The sequence below is a fragment of the Caballeronia sp. HLA56 genome (assembly GCF_054655155.1).
In genome coordinates this window covers 1,137,561-1,154,148 of record NZ_BAAHOB010000001.1, presented here as the reverse complement: position 1 = coordinate 1,154,148, position 16,588 = coordinate 1,137,561, and the positions used below count along the sequence as shown (strand labels likewise).

Below are 16,588 nucleotides of genomic sequence, written 5' to 3'. Positions count from 1 at the left end.
CGCAAAGGTCAAACTCGCGCCAGCGAACTCAAATCCCATCTGGGCTTCACCGTAAATGCATAATCCCGCCCGGCCTGCTCCGGCCAGCGGGCAAGCCGCAACGCGCCCGCCAGCGCGATCATCGCGCCGTTATCGGTGCAAAGCGCTAAGTCGGGGTAATGCACGTCGAAACGCCGCTTCTTTGCCGCAGCCGACAACGCCTCGCGCAACTGCCGGTTCGCACCGACGCCGCCCGCCACGACCAGCCGCTTCAACCCGGTTTTCTTGAGCGCCGCGAGCGACTTGGCGACGAGCACGTCGACGGCTGCATCGACGAAACCTCGCGCCAGATCTGCCTTTGCCTGCTCGCAGACATTCGCGCCGAGCTTGCGGCTTTGAGTCAGCACGGCGGTCTTCAAGCCGCTGAAGCTGAAGTCGAGATCGCCTGAATGCAGCATCGGACGCGGCAGCGTGACCGCGCCCGGCGTGCCGAATTCCGCCAGCCGCGACACTTCCGGCCCGCCCGGATAACCCAGCCCGAGCAGCTTTGCGGTTTTGTCGAAGGCTTCGCCCGCCGCGTCGTCGAGCGTTTCGCCGAGCGTCTCGTAGACGCCGATATCGGTGACGCGCATCAATTGCGTATGGCCGCCCGATACGAGCAGCGCGACGAACGGAAACGGCGGCGGGGCATCGACGAGCAGCGGCGACAACAGGTGTCCTTCGAGATGATGGATGCCGACAGTCGGTTTGTCCCATGCCATTGCCAGCGCATTGGCGATGCTCGCGCCCACCAGCAGCGCGCCCGCGAGCCCCGGACCTTGCGTGAACGCGATGGCATCGATGTCGGCGCGCGCAGCGTGGGCCTCGGCCATGACTTGTTCGAGGAGCGGCAGCGCCCGGCGGATGTGATCCCGCGAAGCCAGTTCGGGCACCACGCCGCCGTACTCGCGATGCATCGCGATCTGCGAATGCAGGGCGTGCGAGAGGAGGCCGCGCTCCGTGTCGTAGAGGGCGAGGCCGGTTTCGTCGCAGGAGCTTTCTATGCCGAGAACTAGCATGGGTTGAGCGCTTGAAGGGAACAGAAAAGTATAGCAGTGTAACGACGCCCCCCAGTTACAATGCGCGCCATGGAATCCTTCGATATCGCCGTGATTGGCGCGGGCGCGGCCGGCATGATGTGCGCGGCAGTCGCCGCCCATTCGGGGCGTCGCGTCGTGCTGATCGACCACGCCGAGCGTCTCGCCGAAAAAATCCGTATCTCGGGCGGCGGCCGCTGCAACTTCACCAATCTCAACGCGCAGCCGGCAAACTTTTTGTCGGCGAATCCGCATTTTTGCCGCTCCGCGCTCGCGCGCTACACGCCGCGCGACTTTCTTGCGCTCCTGAAGCAGTACCGCGTGAAATGGCATCAAAAGCACAAAGGCCAGCTTTTTTGCGACGATTCGAGCGAAACCATCATCGACGTGCTCAAAAGCGAATGCGATGCCGGCAGCGTCGCGTGGCGGCGCCCGGTGAGCGTCCACGAGATCCGGCACGACGGCGCGCGCTTCACGCTCGACACCTCGGCGGGCGCAATCGACGCGGCCGCGCTCGTCATCGCGACGGGCGGCTTGTCCATTCCGAAGATCGGAGCGACGGATTTCGGGTATCGCGTGGCGAAACAGTTCGGCCACAAGCTAGTCGAAACGCTTCCCGCGCTCGTGCCGCTCACTTTCACGTCAGCCGACTGGGCGCCGTTCGCTGCGTTGTCGGGGCTGTCGCTGCCGGTTCGCATCGGCACGGGCAAGGGCAAGACGCGAGGTGAATTCGACGAGGACTTGCTGCTGACGCATCGCGGGCTGTCCGGTCCGGGCGTGCTCCAGATTTCGAGTTTCTGGAATACGTCGGAGCCGATCCACGTCGATCTCCTGCCCGACGCCGACGCCACAGAGCTCCTGCTCGAAGCCAAGGCGGGATCGAAGAAACAAATAGGCAACTTTCTCGCGGACCACGTTCCCGCACGGCTCGCGCACGCGTGGCTCGAAGCGCAGCATGTTTCCGTCGATGCCCGCCTCGCCGATCTCCCCGACCGCACGCTCAAGGGCCTTGGCGCGTCGTTGTCGGACTGGACGATCACGCCGAGCGGCACCGAAGGTTATCGCAAGGCCGAAGTCACGCGCGGCGGCGTCGATACCCGCGAACTCTCGTCCACGACGATGATGAGCGAGCGCGTCGCGGGCTTGTATTTCATCGGCGAGGCCGTCGATGTGACGGGCTGGCTCGGCGGCTACAACTTCCAATGGGCGTGGGCTTCCGGCGTCGCGGCGGGCAAGGCCGCGGCGGAGTTCGCGCACGCCTGAGACGGGTCGTTACGGCCGCCGTGGCGCGGTCTCGAAACGCCATCGCGCCTGCTATACTCGAACGGTTATCGGAGGATTCCGTAGTTGCTCGAAGGCGCCTCGAAACGCGCGTTCGGGCACGGATTCTTTCGCTCCGGCTGACGTCACGATGGCCTCAAGCTTCGCCGCGGTTTCAACGGCCTCGCTCAAAGTCCCGCTTGAGGAAGCATTCCCAAGCGGGTTTTTGCTTTAGCGGAAAGGGTCGGGAGCCGCACGGGCACGCGTCGCGCCAGCCGGGTTTTCAATATCGCGAATTTCGCAATTGCACCGGGTGAACGATGAGCCTCAAGGATCAGATCAACGACGACATGAAAAATGCCATGCGCGCGCGCGAAACCGAGCGCCTCGGCACCATTCGCCTGCTGCTCGCAGCCATCAAGCAGCGAGAAGTCGATGAGCGCATCACGCTCGACGACACGGCCGTCGTCGCCGTCGTCGACAAGATGATCAAGCAGCGCAAGGACTCCATCAGCCAGTTTCAAGCGGCCAGCCGCGACGATCTCGTGGCGAAGGAAAACGCCGAACTCGCCGTGCTCGCGGCGTACATGCCCGAACAGCTTTCCGCCGATGCCATCGCCGCTGAAGTCGAGGCCGCCATCGCCGCGACGGGCGCAGCCGGCCCGCAAGACATGGGCAAGGTCATGGGCGCGCTGAAACCGAAGCTCGCGGGCAAGGCGGATATGACGGCCGTTTCCGCGCAGGTCAAGTCCGCGCTCGCCAAGTAATCAGCGGCGTTCGCCTACGTTGATACCGCACGCATTCCTGCAGGACCTGCTCAACCGCGTCGATATCGTCGACGTGGTGGGCCGTTACGTCCAATTGAAGAAGGGCGGCGCGAACTTCATGGGTTTGTGTCCGTTCCATAACGAAAAGAGCCCGTCGTTCACGGTCAGTCCGACCAAGCAGTTCTATCATTGCTTCGGCTGCGGCGCGCATGGCACGGCCATCGGTTTTTTGATGGAGCATACGGGGCTGACGTTTCCAGAGGCCGTGAAGGACCTCGCTCAGTCGGCCGGTCTGACCGTGCCGCAGGAGCCGTCGTTTCGCGGCGGCGCGGGTGGCGCGGGTGGCGCGGGCGGTGACGCCTATGCCAACGCGCCGAGCAAGGCCGTCAGCGTCGCGCTCACCGAAGTCATGCAGACCGCCTGCGACTTCTATCGCAAACAGTTGCGCGGCGCGCCTAACGCCATCGGTTATCTGAAAAAACGCGGCTTGACTGGCGAGATCGCGGCGCGCTTTGGCTTGGGCTACGCGCCCGACGGCTGGCAGAATCTCGAAAGCGCGTTTCCTGATTATCGCCATGAAAATCTGGTGGAAGCAGGGCTCGTAATCGTCAGCGAAAAAACCGACGCGCAAGGACAAGCGCGCCGCTACGACCGCTTCCGCGAACGTGTGATGTTTCCTATTCGAAATGTGAAGGGCAACGTCATTGGCTTCGGCGGACGCGTGCTGGACAGCGGCGAACCGAAGTATCTGAATTCGCCGGAAACGCCTTTATTCAGCAAAGGCAGTGAGCTTTACGGCCTTTTCGAGGCGCGTCTTGCCATTCGTGAACTGGGTTATGCGCTCGTCGTCGAAGGTTATATGGACGTGGTCGCGCTTGCGCAGCTAGGTTTCGCGAACGCCGTCGCCACGCTCGGCACGGCTTGCACGCCGGTCCACGTGCAGAAGCTTTTTCGACAGACGGAAACGGTGGTCTTCAGCTTCGACGGCGACTCCGCCGGCCGACGCGCCGCGCGCCGCGCACTTGAAGCCGCGCTGCCGCACGCAGCGGACAACCGCACGATCAAATTTCTGTTTTTACCGAAAGAGCACGATCCGGACAGCTATGTGCGCGAATTCGGCGCCGATGGTTTCGGTGAGCAAGTCGACCGCGCAATGCCGCTGTCGCAATTCCTGCTCAACGAGGTGCTGAACGACAAGGAACTCGACCAGCCCGAAGGCCGCGCGAAGGCCCTGTTCGACGCGAAGCCGCTGTTGCAGGCGCTGCCCGCCAACGCGTTGCGCGTGCAGATTCTGCATATGCTGGCCGACCGCCTCGCTACGCCGTTCACGGAAATCGCCGCGCTTTGCGACATCGACTCGCGTGCCGCCGCCGTCGCCCGCGCGATGGTGCCGAGGAGCGAACGCCGGCGTGTCACGGGTCAGGAACAGCGCGCGCTACGCAATCTGGTGATGTATCCGGGCATCGCGGCATCGCTCGACCGAATCAGCGAACGCACGCTCGTCACCATGACCGAGCATGGCGAACTGTTCAGCGAAGTCATCGCGCATGCGCGCGAACTGGGCGCGAGCGCGGAATTTCAGATGCTTTCAGACATCTTGAGAAATGCAGCAAACGCGCCCACCTACGAGGATATCTTCCAGGAAATTCTCGCCTATGATGAAAACGTGCGGGATTTACTGATGCGCGATCCGTCAGATGAGGACGCCGCGCAGCGTGTGGAAGAGCAGAAACGCCTGCTCGCCGAAGAGTTGCAGGCGACGGTACTGAAATTGCAACACGACAGTTATCGCGCGCGGCTGGATTTGCTGGCGCGGCAGCCGGGACTTTCTCCGGAAGAGGTGGCGGAATTCTCGGAGCTGTCGGCGAAGATCGCGCAGATCAAGGCGGGACGGGCGGCTAGCCCTGAAGCAGGATAGCGAGATGCTATAATAAAATGTTAAAAAGTAGTTGCTTTTTGTCAATTCCTCACCCGTTTCGAAGGGCGAAATCCCTTCATTGGTGCGTGGAATAGTTAGCGAAGGAAGCAGGGAAGTTGCAGCAAGGCGCTGGCCAAATCGGCTGTGGGAGTCATGTAAAAGCGGTGCGCAGCACGCGTTTGAACATTGCTCCGACACGAAACGGACAGGAAAGCACGCCGACGTACAGACGGGCGCAAGGGAAGCGGCTGCTATCGTGGTGAAGGGCGTTTGACGAATTCGCCGTGATGAACCGCGACGGATTCAACCGCGATGGCGCCCCGGGCAGGGCACGCAGGACGATGCAGCGTGCGCATTTGGTATTTACGGTTCCATCGGCTGTTGTCCAGCAGCCGCGAGTCGAGACTAAAGCCTGTATGGCGAACTCCATGACGAAAAAGCTGAACGATGTACCCGTCGAAGACGACGCAACGCAAACTGCGGAGCCCACCGCCGCGCCTGCGGCGAAGGTCGAAAAGGCCAAGGCTCGCGACCGCCGTGCGAAGGAAAAGGCGCTTCTGAAGGACGCGTTCGCGTCGAGCGCGCCCGGCACTGTCGAGGAGATCGAGGAGCGCCGCTCGAAGCTTCGCGCGCTCATCAAACTCGGCAAGGAGCGCGGTTTCCTCACGTATGCCGAAATCAACGATCACCTGCCCGATAACTTTACGGAAACCGAGGCGATCGAAGGCATCATCAGCACGTTCAATGACATGGGCGTGGCGGTGTACGAGCAGGCGCCGGATGCCGAAACGCTCCTTCTGAACGACAACGCGCCGAACGCTTCTTCCGACGATGAAGTCGAGGAAGAAGCCGAAGTCGCGCTCTCCACCGTCGACTCCGAATTCGGCCGAACGACCGACCCGGTGCGCATGTACATGCGCGAGATGGGCACGGTCGAGTTGCTGACGCGCGAGGGCGAAATCGAGATCGCGAAGCGTATCGAAGACGGCCTCAAGCACATGGTCATGGCGATCTCCGCATGCCCGACGACCATCGCCGACATTCTCGCGATGGCCGAGCGTGTGCAGAACGAGGAGACGCGCGTCGACGAACTGGTGGATGGCCTCATCGACCCGAACGCGGAAGACACCGACGGTTTTTCCGAACAGGAAGCCGAAGCGATAGAGACCGAGGACGTAGAGCAGCAATCGGACGAGGAAAGCGACGAGGAAGAGGACGACGACGATGGCGCGGCGCAAGCCAGTGCGAACGCCGCCCAACTCGAAGCGCTCAAGCGTCAGTCGCTCGAAAAGTTCTCGCTCATCAGCGAATGGTTCGACAAGATGCGGCGCGCCTACGAGAAGGAAGGCTACAAGTCGAAGGCCTATCTGAAGGCGCAGGAAGCCATTCAGACCGAACTCATGAGCATCCGCTTCACCGCGCGTACCGTCGAGCGCCTGTGCGACACGCTGCGCGCGCAAGTGGACGAAGTGCGCCAGGTCGAGCGGCAGATTCTGCACACGGTCGTCGACAAGTGCGGCATGCCGCGCGCGGAGTTCATCACGCGCTTTCCGGGCAGCGAGACGGATCTGGAGTGGGGCGACAAAGTAGTGGCCGAAGGGCACGACTACAGCGCCGTGCTCGAGCGCAATATCCCTGCTATTCGCGAGCAGCAGCAGCGTCTCTTGGACCTTCAGGCGCGCGTCGTGTTACCGCTCAAGGACTTGAAGGAAACCAACCGTCAAATGGCGGCGGGCGAACTGAAGGCGCGTCAGGCGAAGCGCGAGATGACCGAGGCGAATCTGCGTCTCGTGATTTCGATTGCGAAGAAGTACACGAACCGCGGCTTGCAGTTCCTCGACCTGATTCAGGAAGGCAATATCGGCCTGATGAAGGCGGTGGACAAGTTCGAATATCGGCGCGGCTACAAGTTTTCGACATACGCGACATGGTGGATTCGCCAGGCCATCACGCGCTCGATCGCGGACCAGGCGCGCACCATCCGCATTCCGGTTCACATGATCGAAACGATCAACAAGATGAATCGCATCTCGCGGCAGATTCTGCAGGAAACCGGGCTGGAACCGGACCCGGCGACGCTGGCCGAGAAGATGGAGATGCCGGAGGACAAGATCCGCAAGATCATGAAGATCGCGAAGGAGCCGATCTCCATGGAAACGCCGATCGGCGACGACGACGATTCGCATCTTGGCGACTTCATCGAAGATACGAACACGGTGGCTCCCTCCGATGCCGCGCTGCATGCCAGCATGCGCGATGTCGTGAAGGACGTGCTCGATTCGTTGACGCCGCGCGAGGCGAAAGTGTTGCGGATGCGCTTTGGCATCGAGATGAGTACGGACCACACGCTGGAAGAAGTCGGCAAGCAATTCGACGTCACGCGTGAGCGGATTCGGCAAATCGAGGCGAAGGCGTTGCGCAAGCTGCGGCATCCTAGCCGTTCGGACAAGCTCAAGTCATTCCTGGAAGGGAACTGATCGGATCAATGGGCTTGTAATGGAAGGCGTTGTGAGGCAAACTCGCAAACCTTCAGTTGTCGCGCAACGTTTGTATTAGAGAAAGCGCCGCCATGGCGCTTTCTTTTTGCCCTCTGCTTTCAAAAGGGCCGGAAGCTTAATTGGTATAAGCTGTCGACTCATAATCGACCGATAGTGGGTTCGAGCCCCACCCGGCCCACCAGCATTCATTCAAATTATCAAACGGTTGGCGGTTTTGCGTCCCTGGTGAGGGGCTTTCGGGGACAGTTGCGGGGACTATGCGGATCACAATGCCCATAAGGCCCCTTGGACGCTCGACTCATTCAGCGTACCTCTGCGCCGCTTTGCCGTGCATCCCTTCCTATGCGCTCGACGCCTTGTGGACGAACACCTTGTTATCCCAAGAGCAAACCTGCCGACAACCGAAAGTTGGGCCGCCGAATAATGACATCTCTACCAACGAATGGTGTCAGGGATTGCGTTCCGCAAGGTTGCGCCCCCTGTGATGATTCCGCAGATCGACAGAGATCATTCACGAAACTAAAGTCCGGGCCGCTTGCTGCAATTTTTGCAATTGCATCATCTGGTTCAACACCGGGTGCCGATTCCAAAACGGCCACGTCATAGGTCCGTTGTCGACCCATCGCGGCCAATGGGAAGGTTTGATTTGCTATGACGGCTCAACGGTGAGAAGCAGTCGAACGGCTGCCATGGCTACTTCGCCAAGCATACGAACGTCGGTGGCTTTCCCGCAAGCGCGGTGCTATTGCGCGCGGATGGAGAAGGCTTCTGAGTTAACCTCGCTAGCAACAATACGACCAATCCTGATGCCACCGACGGCAGCGCGCGAAACAGGCTGTCGTTGAACGCTAACTGGACCGCAAGCAGTGGTCCAACGGCCATTCTGAACAAACCGGCTCTGCAACCCCCGCTTGGCAGATGATCTTCTCGGTGTGCGTGGGGTACGGCTACCCGGGCGTCTATCAGCAATCGGTTCGACGCTTTCCCGATCCGCCGCAGGGCATCCAAACGAAGAACGGAACGCTGGGCTCGATCGTCATTGCTGGACCGATACCCATTTCCGCAGGCGACCACGTGTAGGCAGGGTTTTCGAAAGTGCTTGGCGCGACCACGCAAACACCGCTCCAAATGTACGGACGCTTGTCGCTGACAAAAGTCGCGTAAAGCGCCTTCCTGATGATCGGTTCAAGCAAGCTTGCGTGGACGGCTCGACCGACCAAGACGATAGACGTCGTGCGTCGATCGTCTTGGTGCGTGGGACGTTCGTCGCTATCTCCCTTCTCATGTTGCCTGCCTGCACCCTCGTCTATGTGAAAGGAAACGCTAACAGTGTTGCTGACAGCGGGAATCACAGCGCCTCGCTGAGCCTGCCGGAGTATCGGCGCTCGCAGGGGCGCCGTGACCAAGGGAACCGTCGCGAAATCCCCAAGCGGGTAGCTGACCAATTAAGACGATTCCGAATTGTCGGTCATTCTAATTGACGATTTTACGTTGCAACCCTAAATTCTTCTGCAGTAAAAGCTCCGAACGTGACGACCGCGCATCGTTGCGTCCAACTGAACGGGATGCGAATGAATGCTGTAACGAAAAAACTGACGGACGCGCTGCAGCATCCAAGCGCGCGACTCACCCAGCGTTTGAGCATATGGATCGGTACGCTCGAGCTCGAACTCGACGTGCTCAAGTTTAAGGTCAAAGCAGGATTATGCGATGACTACAAGGCGGAGGTCACCGTTACCTCGCCGCGTCTCGATATCGATGGCAAGCTCTGCGTGGGCCGGCGTGCGGGCTTGCAGATCGACGAGCGAGTAGCCGTCCCGTCGGTGAATTATGTCGCGCCTGTCGATCACGAGGCGGCCACTTTCAATGGCATCGTCACGCGCTTCGAACGCATCAAAGCGAGCCGCGACGAGGCGACCTACAAACTCCGGATCGAACCTCGGTTCGCCGCGCTCTGCAAGCGCGTGCATGGCTCGGATGTATTCAAAGACATCACCTTTCAGGAGATGGTGACGCGACTGCTCGTCGACCGGAAGAACATCGATGCCTTCGATATCGAGTTCCATCTGGAAGGCGCGCAAGAGAAGATGGAGCAGGTTGTGATGTACGAGGAGTCCGTGTGGGCCTTCGTGACACGTCATGCAAGACGTCAAGGCATATGCTGGTTTTACAAGCAGGGTCGAGGCAAGGATGGTCAACTCGACACGCTCGTGTTCACGGACAATCCGCGCGGGTACGTGCGCTCGATCGACGTACCCCTGCTCTCTGACTCGGGCATGAACAGCAACTGGCATGAGGCTGCACTCTCGGTCAGCGAGACGCGTACGCTGGTGCCGGCCGCCATCGAGTTGTGGGAGCGCAATTACCGCACGCCGGAAGATCCGCTGCGGGCGAGCGCGAGCATTTCTAATGAGGCCAATGACCAATCGGTGTTCGGGCGAATCAGCGGTAGCGCGGAATTTCATCTGACGCCTCAGCAGGGTGAGTCGCGAGCACAGACGCGGCGCGATGAGCAGATTGCAAAGCAGGTAAAGCTTTCGGGCAAGAGCAACGCGAAGGGCATGGCGCCAGGCGTGGTGGTCAAGCTGACCAATACGAAGCTGGCGAGCGCTCCGTATGGATTCGTGGTCGAGTCGATGACGATGAAGGGCAGCCGATCGAAACCGGCGCATGTCCGCTTCAAGGCGATGCCCGCGCATCTGGCTCAGCCATCAAACCGAGTTTGCTGCCGTGTAGGCAGCTGAGAAACGCGAGGATGCGCGATTGCAGCGCGCGGTCACAGTTTGCTGCCGTGTAGGCAGCTGAGAAAAGCAGGCGACGTGAACCCCTTCAAGCGCGCGTGTTTGCTGCCGTGTAGGCAGCTGAGAAAAGCAAACCGGTCGGGCTTTAGAGACAGCAATAGTTTGCTGCCGTGTAGGCAGCTGAGAAAGTCGTGACGACGCAGCAGTACGCGGCTCTCGCGTTTGCTGCCGTGTAGGCAGCTGAGAAAATACAGCATTTGTTGCCACGACCAGCGCCCATGTTTGCTGCCGCGTAGGCAGCTGAGAAAAGTCGATCGAACGGGGCCAGCCCGGTTGATCTGTTTGCTGCCGCGTAGGCAGCTGAGAAAGTGATTACGACGACTGTCGAGATCGCGCATTACGTTTGCTGCCGCGTAGGCAGCTGAGAAAAAAGACATCGGGCGGCTGGGGCCTCGGAATTTGTTTGCTGCCGCGTAGGCAGCTGAGAAAGCCGGTCCGGACGGCGGCAGGTTAGTAGGCGAGTTTGCTGCCGCGTAGGCAGCTGAGAAAAACTGCACGCCGATCACGGGGCCGAGCGTGAGGTTTGCTGCCGCGTAGGCAGCTGAGAAAGAAGACAGCAGCATGTTCTCGTACACCATCAAGGTTTGCTGCCGCGTAGGCAGCTGAGAAATGCGCGACGCTGCGCAGATTTTCGATAATGGGATTTGCTGCCGCGTAGGCAGCTGAGAAAGATGATGGGTTCGCCGACCCAGACGTCCCGGTGTTTGCTGCCGCGTAGGCAGCTGAGAAAAGTCCGATCCCAAGCGCTTGAGCTTTTCCCATGTTTGCTGCCGCGTAGGCAGCTGAGAAAAACCGGCGAGCGTTGAAATAGCGATAGCGGTAGTTTGCTGCCGCGTAGGCAGCTGAGAAAATTTCGAGCGTGGACAAGCCCGCGTCCATCCCGTTTGTTGCCGCGTAGGCAGCTGAGAAAGGAAATCGTCTCAGCGTCGGTAGCGACGGCGGGTTTGCTGCCGCGTAGGCAGCTGAGAAAGACGAGTGGATCGATGTCGCACGCAAGAGCGGGTTTGCTGCCGCGTAGGCAGCTGAGAAACTCGACGACGTTCGCAGCTGTGTAGACGTACTGTTTGCCGCCGCGTAGGCAGCTGAGAAACGGAAGATCGGAAAACCGGCTAAATCGTCCCTGTTTGCTGCCGCGTAGGCAGCTGAGAAAGCCGTAAAAAAATGCTTGCTGGAAATCGCCGCGTTTGCTGCCGCGTAGGCAGCTGAGAAATGCGAACTTGGAATCGCACGATGGGTAAAGACGTTTGCTGCCGCGTAGGCAGCTGAGAAAGCGCAGATAGCCCGCGACTGGTGCGACAGGGTGTTTGCTGCCGCGTAGGCAGCTGAGAAAACCAATAAAATACGCCGACAATCACAGATATTGTTTGCTGCCGCGTAGGCAGCTGAGAAAACATGGCCGGGAGATTTTCGCGCGTCTGACAGGTTTGCTGCCGCGTAGGCAGCTGAGAAAGGCGTAGTCTCGATCTCTTGAGCGAAGAGCGGGTTTGCTGCCGTGCAGGCAGCTGAGAAATCAAGAACCTGTCCGCATTTTTGTGTGCGAGGCGGTTAGCGGAGTCACCCGAGTGCGTTGGTAAAACGCTCTCCAAACAGGATGGCAAACTGGTTCATCGCGGACGACCAGTCGAACGCCGCGCGTACTGACTTTGCCAGCACGTTGCGCAATGCCAGCCACAGCAGCTTGATGGCGGCCTCGTCATTGGGAAAGTGGCCGCGTGTCTTGATGATCTTGCGTAGTTGCATGTTCAGACTCTCAATGGCGTTTGTGGTGTAGACGACACGGCGTATGTCCGGCGGAAACACGAAGAACGGTGTGACGTTCTCCCACGCCCGTCGCCACGACTGCACGATAGTCGGATACTTCGCACCCCACGGGCCTTCGGCAAAGGCCTCCAGGGCTTGCTGAGCGGCCTGTTCACTCGCGGCGGCATAGACCGGGCGCAGCGCTGCGGCCACGCTCTTGCGGTCCTTGTAGCTGGCGTACTCCAGACTGTTGCGGATCAGATGCACGATGCAGGTCTGCACGGCCGTGCGCGGGTACGCCGTGCCAATCGCCTCAGCCAGTCCCTTCAGGCCGTCGACCACCGCGATCAGGATGTCCTGGCAGCCCCGGGTCTTCAGTTCGTTGAACACTTTCAGCCAGAACTTCGCACCTTCGGTCTGTTCGATCCACAGGCCGAGCACATCGCGCTGGCCGTCGGCCTGAATGCCCAGCGCCAGATACACCGCCTTGTTGCTCACCACGCCGTCGCCACGGATCTTCACACGCAGCGCGTCGAAGAACACCACCGGGTACATCGGCTCAAGCGGACGGCTTTGCCAGGCGAGCGCTTCAGCCATGACTTCGTCGGTGACCGAGCTGATGAAATCGGGCGAAACCTCGGTGCCATAGGCTTCGGCCAGAAACGCCTGGATCTCGCGCACACTCATGCCGCGCGCGTACATGGCGATGATGCGCTCGTCGAAACCGGTAAAACGGCGCTCGTGTTTCGGAATCAGGATGGGTTCAAAACTGCCGTCACGATCACGCGGCAGATCGACCCTGAGCGGGCCATAATCGGTGATGAGCGTCTTACCGCTGGCGCCGTTACGTTCGTTGCCCTGGCCGTCGGGTTTCGGCTGCCCCGCCAGGTAGCCCAGATGCATCTTCATCTCGGCGCCCATCGCGCGCTCGATGAGTGCCTTGTTGAACGCCAGCATCAGGTCCTGGACCTCGGTGGGCGTCATCGGGCCTTTGACCAGGTCATCCAGCAGACCTTCCGGAAGGGCAGGCAGCGGCCCTCGGGCCGCTGCCTGAGAAGCGACGGTGCGTTTCTTCTTCATCGGCATATCCATGACTTTTACCTCTCATAATATGCCTCGCCCACAGAATTACGGATAGGTCCGAAATCAACGTGCACGTCCGCTGAATCACCATTCAAGTTTGCTGTCGCCTAGGCAACTGAGAAATGTTACTGATTCAGGCGCTGCCCCTTGGGACAGTCTGCCGCCGCGTAACCAACCGCCAAAACCACGACTGAAAAGCCATCACCCAAACCCCTCCACCGCTCGCCCAAGCCGCCAAAGAAACCCGAAACCACCCACCCATACACCCCACCCTATACAAACGATAAGAATGTTTTTCTATCGACAACGCCGTAAGTGCCCCACCATGACACGATTCGATAAAAGCGGAGACGATCATGGCAAGCACCACGGATTTGAAGCGCTACGAACTGCTGATCGGCGGCGAGTTCGTCCGGCCCGGCGGCGCGGAATACTCGACGAATCTCGATCCCGCCACTGAAGAGCCGATCGCCTACGTCGCGCAAGGCACCGCCGCCGATGTCGATCGCGCCGTGATCGCCGCCCGCGCAGCGCTCAAGCCGTGGAACGCCATTCGCGCGGCGGATCGCGGGCGCATTCTGATGAAGCTCGCCGACCTCCTGCGCCAAAATCAGGACGAACTCGCCGCGCTCGAAAGTCTCGACGGCGGCAAACCGATCGCGGCCGTGCATCGGCAAGACGTGCCCGCCGCCATCGACACGCTGACCTACTACGCCGGCTGGTGCGACAAAATCAACGGCCAGGTCGTCCCCGCGCGACCCGACGCGCTCACCTACACCGTGCGCGAGCCGGTCGGCGTCGTCGCGGCCATCGTGCCGTGGAATTTTCCGCTGATGATCGGCATGTGGAAGATCGCGCCCGCGCTCGCCTGCGGCTGCACGCTGATCGTCAAGCCCGCCGAAATCACGCCGCTCTCCGCGCTGATGATCGGGCGGCTCGCGCTCGAAGCCGGCGTGCCGCCCGGCGTGCTCAATATCGTGACGGGCAAGGGTTCGGTCGTCGGCGATGCGCTCGTCGCGCATCCAGGCATCGACAAAGTGACGTTCACGGGATCGCCATCGGTGGGACGCGGCATCCTGCAAGGCGCGGCAGGCAACTTCAAACGCGTCACGCTAGAATTGGGCGGCAAATCCGCCAACGTTATTTTCGGGGATGCCAACATCGACGGCGCCGTGCGCGCGGCCGCCTCGGGCATCTTCTTCAACGCAGGGCAGGTGTGTTCGGCGGGCTCGCGCATCCTGGCGCAACGCACGGTCTACGACGAAGTGGTCGAGCGCCTCGCCGAGCGCGCGCGCACCATCAAGCTCGGCGATCCGTCGAAGCGGGAAACCAACATGGGCCCCGTGATCTCCGCCAAGCAGATGCAGAGCGTGCTGAATTACGTGGACATCGGCAAGGAGGAGGGCGCGTCGCTCGTGACGGGCGGACGGCGCGTCGGCGAGCGCGGTTACTTCGTCGAGCCGACCGTATTCGCGAACGTCGAACACGAGATGCGCATCTCGCAGGAAGAAATCTTCGGACCGGTCGCAAGCGTGATTCCCTTCGATGACGAAGCCGACGCGCTACGCATCGCGAACGGCACGCTGTATAGCCTCGCGGCGGGCGTGTGGAGCGCGGATATCGGACGCGTGCATCGCATGGCGGCGGGGCTCAAGGCGGGCACGGTGTGGATCAACACTTACGGCTATACGGATGTGCGCTTGCCCTGGGGCGGCTCCGGCGATTCCGGCTTCGGCCGTGAACACGGCGATGTCGCCATCGAAAACTTTACGGAGCCCAAGGCGGTTTGGGTTTCTTTGACGCCTTGATAGGGGCTTTTCAATGAGCGGCAGCTTTGAATGTAGGCTGCTGCTTGTTTCTGTAGAGAGCGCGTTCGTCGGCGTTCGGATTGCGGCACCTGCACAACCGAATGCCGAAAAGGCGGCCCGCACTAATGCCGGTCCGCCTTTCGAAAATCATGAAAGCGCGTTCAACGTTCCATACGAATACCGAAGCCGAGAATCAAGCTCGCACCTCTTTTCCTTCGTCATCCCGCGCACGCCAAAGCCGCGCGCGCTGCGTGCTGTCTTCATACTGCACGGTGTTTTGGCGGCACGCTTCGATTGTCGAATTCTTCCGCTCGACAATCGCGCCGCAAAGAAACTCCGCGCTATAAGCCTTCAAAAGATGCGGCGAATGCGTCGCGATATATTGGGCGATCTTTCCGTAATCGCTTTCGGTCGAAGCGAGCGCGCGGTAGGTATCGGCATCCCAACGGAACATCAGGTCGAGCTCTTCGAATGCAGTATTGAAAGCGCACACTTGCGCCTGAACTTCGCGGTCGTCGCTTAAGGTCGCATGACTCATGTTCGTCTCCTGTATGGCCGTGGGGCTTCCATGCAGGATAGGGAACTCGATCCATTTACGAAAATTAAACTTTCTTCGCGTTTATATTTTGGATGACTTATACATCGGGTTTACCGGTACTCGCGACAATATGCGTAATCGCTTCGATTTGAGCCGCGCCTTCATCGACAAGAAATTGCTTGAATGCCAATGCAACCGGAGGCAAACGCTTGTTGTTGCGATGAACGACAAACCAGTTGAGCATGACGGGAAAACCCTTGATATCCAGCACCGCGAGTTTGCCAACTTGCAGTTCCATGCTGATGGTGTGAGCAGACAAAAAGCTCACGCCCATGCCCGCAATGACAGCCTGCTTGATGGTTTCCGTGCTGGTTATCTCCATCGCCACGTTCAGATTGGCGAGCCGGCCGGCAAAGCCTTCTTCCATCGAATTCCATGTGTCGGAGCCGCGCTCGCGAACGATAAACGGTTCATCCGCAAGCGCTTCTAGCGGCACGTCCTTGAGCCCGACCAGTGGATGATCTGGCGGCGCAACGATCACATACGGATGCGGCGCGAAAGAGATATTCACCGTGTCCATATCGCGCGGCGGCCGAACCATGACGGCCAGGTCGGTGAGATTATCAGTCAGTTGATGCAGCAGTTCCTCGCGATTATGAACCGCAAGATTGAGGCGGACATCCGTATTACGTTTGGTAAATGCCGCAAGCAAGCGCGGAAAGAAGTAGTCGCCCGCGCTAATGACCGCCACGTTGAGCGTACCGCCCGAAACCCCTTTGAGCCGCGCCATGGCGTCATCGGCTTCGCGGAATTGTTCGAGGATCGCGCGGCTGTGATGAAGCATCTCGTTGCCCGCGGTCGTCAGATAAATCTTTTTGCCGAGTTGCTCGAAAAGCGGCATGCCCGCATGTTCTTCGAGCTGTTTGACCTGAGTGGAAACAGCCGGCTGAGTGAGATAAAGCTCTTCGGCCGCGCGGGAAAAGCTCAACCGGCGTGCAACCGTTTCGAAGATTTTGAGTTGACGCAGGGTAGCATTACGCAGCACGGCGGGCCCTCATCCATTCACGATACTGAATTTATACAATAATTTTTTCTAACTTTCCTTAATCGTTTATATCCC

9 protein-coding genes, 1 tRNA gene, 1 pseudogene and 1 CRISPR repeat array are annotated in these 16,588 nt (G+C 60.0%); of the genes and pseudogenes, 8 read left to right on the top strand and 3 right to left on the bottom strand.

Going from position 1 to position 16,588, the window contains the following annotated elements:
* Positions 1-8: 8 nt before the first annotated feature.
* Positions 9-1,037: a tRNA (adenosine(37)-N6)-threonylcarbamoyltransferase complex transferase subunit TsaD gene (gene tsaD / locus ACYQ47_RS05320; RefSeq protein ID WP_459904676.1), complete on the bottom strand. Its 1,029-nt coding sequence runs from the start codon at positions 1,035-1,037 to the stop codon at positions 9-11.
* Between the two features lie 69 nt (positions 1,038-1,106).
* Here tsaD and ACYQ47_RS05315 point away from each other — a divergent pair, with 69 nt between their 5' ends.
* From ACYQ47_RS05315 to ACYQ47_RS05290, 6 genes and pseudogenes are all read left to right on the top strand, one after another.
* The gene (locus ACYQ47_RS05315) at positions 1,107-2,318 is read left to right on the top strand and encodes a BaiN/RdsA family NAD(P)/FAD-dependent oxidoreductase (protein WP_459904675.1); all 1,212 of its coding nucleotides are present in this window, start codon (positions 1,107-1,109) and stop codon (positions 2,316-2,318) included.
* Positions 2,319-2,635: 317 nt separating this feature from the next.
* Entirely contained in the window at positions 2,636-3,082 is a 447-nt protein-coding gene (locus tag ACYQ47_RS05310; protein ID WP_244829189.1) for a GatB/YqeY domain-containing protein, read from the top strand.
* A gap of 19 nt (positions 3,083-3,101) precedes the next feature.
* Positions 3,102-5,000 carry a DNA primase gene (dnaG, locus tag ACYQ47_RS05305; RefSeq protein WP_459904674.1) on the top strand — a complete coding sequence of 633 codons (1,899 nt, stop codon included), beginning with the start codon at positions 3,102-3,104 and terminating at the stop codon, positions 4,998-5,000.
* A gap of 416 nt (positions 5,001-5,416) precedes the next feature.
* Complete coding sequence (gene rpoD / locus ACYQ47_RS05300; protein WP_244829191.1) at positions 5,417-7,477, top strand: RNA polymerase sigma factor RpoD; 2,061 nt, start codon at positions 5,417-5,419, stop codon at positions 7,475-7,477.
* Positions 7,478-7,602: 125 nt separating this feature from the next.
* A tRNA-Ile gene (locus ACYQ47_RS05295) sits at positions 7,603-7,679 on the top strand.
* Between the two features lie 1,384 nt (positions 7,680-9,063).
* A pseudogene (locus ACYQ47_RS05290) lies at positions 9,064-10,092 on the top strand (contractile injection system protein, VgrG/Pvc8 family); the annotation flags it as partial.
* Between the two features lie 126 nt (positions 10,093-10,218).
* A CRISPR array of direct repeats spans positions 10,219-11,809; the repeat unit is 28 nt; unit sequence GTTTGCTGCCGCGTAGGCAGCTGAGAAA.
* Positions 11,810-11,853: 44 nt separating this feature from the next.
* Here ACYQ47_RS05290 and ACYQ47_RS05285 read toward each other — a convergent pair.
* Positions 11,854-13,125 carry an IS256 family transposase gene (locus tag ACYQ47_RS05285; protein ID WP_459904838.1) on the bottom strand — a complete coding sequence of 424 codons (1,272 nt, stop codon included), beginning with the start codon at positions 13,123-13,125 and terminating at the stop codon, positions 11,854-11,856.
* 353 nt (positions 13,126-13,478) lie between these two features.
* On the opposite strand from ACYQ47_RS05285, the gene ACYQ47_RS05280 reads away from it, so the two are divergent.
* Both ACYQ47_RS05280 and ACYQ47_RS05275 read left to right on the top strand, forming a co-directional pair.
* Complete coding sequence (locus ACYQ47_RS05280) at positions 13,479-14,930, top strand: aldehyde dehydrogenase family protein (protein ID WP_244829239.1); 1,452 nt, start codon at positions 13,479-13,481, stop codon at positions 14,928-14,930.
* 13 nt (positions 14,931-14,943) lie between these two features.
* Positions 14,944-15,453 (top strand): hypothetical protein, encoded by a 510-nt coding sequence (locus tag ACYQ47_RS05275; protein ID WP_459904673.1) that lies wholly within the window; start codon positions 14,944-14,946, stop codon positions 15,451-15,453.
* A gap of 112 nt (positions 15,454-15,565) precedes the next feature.
* Here ACYQ47_RS05275 and ACYQ47_RS05270 read toward each other — a convergent pair whose 3' ends face one another.
* Complete coding sequence (locus ACYQ47_RS05270) at positions 15,566-16,510, bottom strand: LysR family transcriptional regulator (protein ID WP_244829679.1); 945 nt, start codon at positions 16,508-16,510, stop codon at positions 15,566-15,568.
* Positions 16,511-16,588 lie beyond the last annotated feature (78 nt).

Excerpts from the sequence above, each read along its gene's own strand:
- tsaD (WP_459904676.1), bottom strand. The coding sequence starts at position 1,037 with ATGCTAGTTCTCGGCATAGAAAGCTCCTGCGACGAAACCGGCCTCGCC.
- ACYQ47_RS05315 (WP_459904675.1), top strand. The coding sequence starts at position 1,107 with ATGGAATCCTTCGATATCGCCGTGATTGGCGCGGGCGCGGCCGGCATG.
- ACYQ47_RS05310 (WP_244829189.1), top strand. The coding sequence starts at position 2,636 with ATGAGCCTCAAGGATCAGATCAACGACGACATGAAAAATGCCATGCGC.
- rpoD (WP_244829191.1), top strand. The coding sequence starts at position 5,417 with ATGGCGAACTCCATGACGAAAAAGCTGAACGATGTACCCGTCGAAGAC.
- ACYQ47_RS05285 (WP_459904838.1), bottom strand. The coding sequence starts at position 13,125 with ATGCCGATGAAGAAGAAACGCACCGTCGCTTCTCAGGCAGCGGCCCGA.
- ACYQ47_RS05280 (WP_244829239.1), top strand. The coding sequence starts at position 13,479 with ATGGCAAGCACCACGGATTTGAAGCGCTACGAACTGCTGATCGGCGGC.
- ACYQ47_RS05275 (WP_459904673.1), top strand. The coding sequence starts at position 14,944 with ATGAGCGGCAGCTTTGAATGTAGGCTGCTGCTTGTTTCTGTAGAGAGC.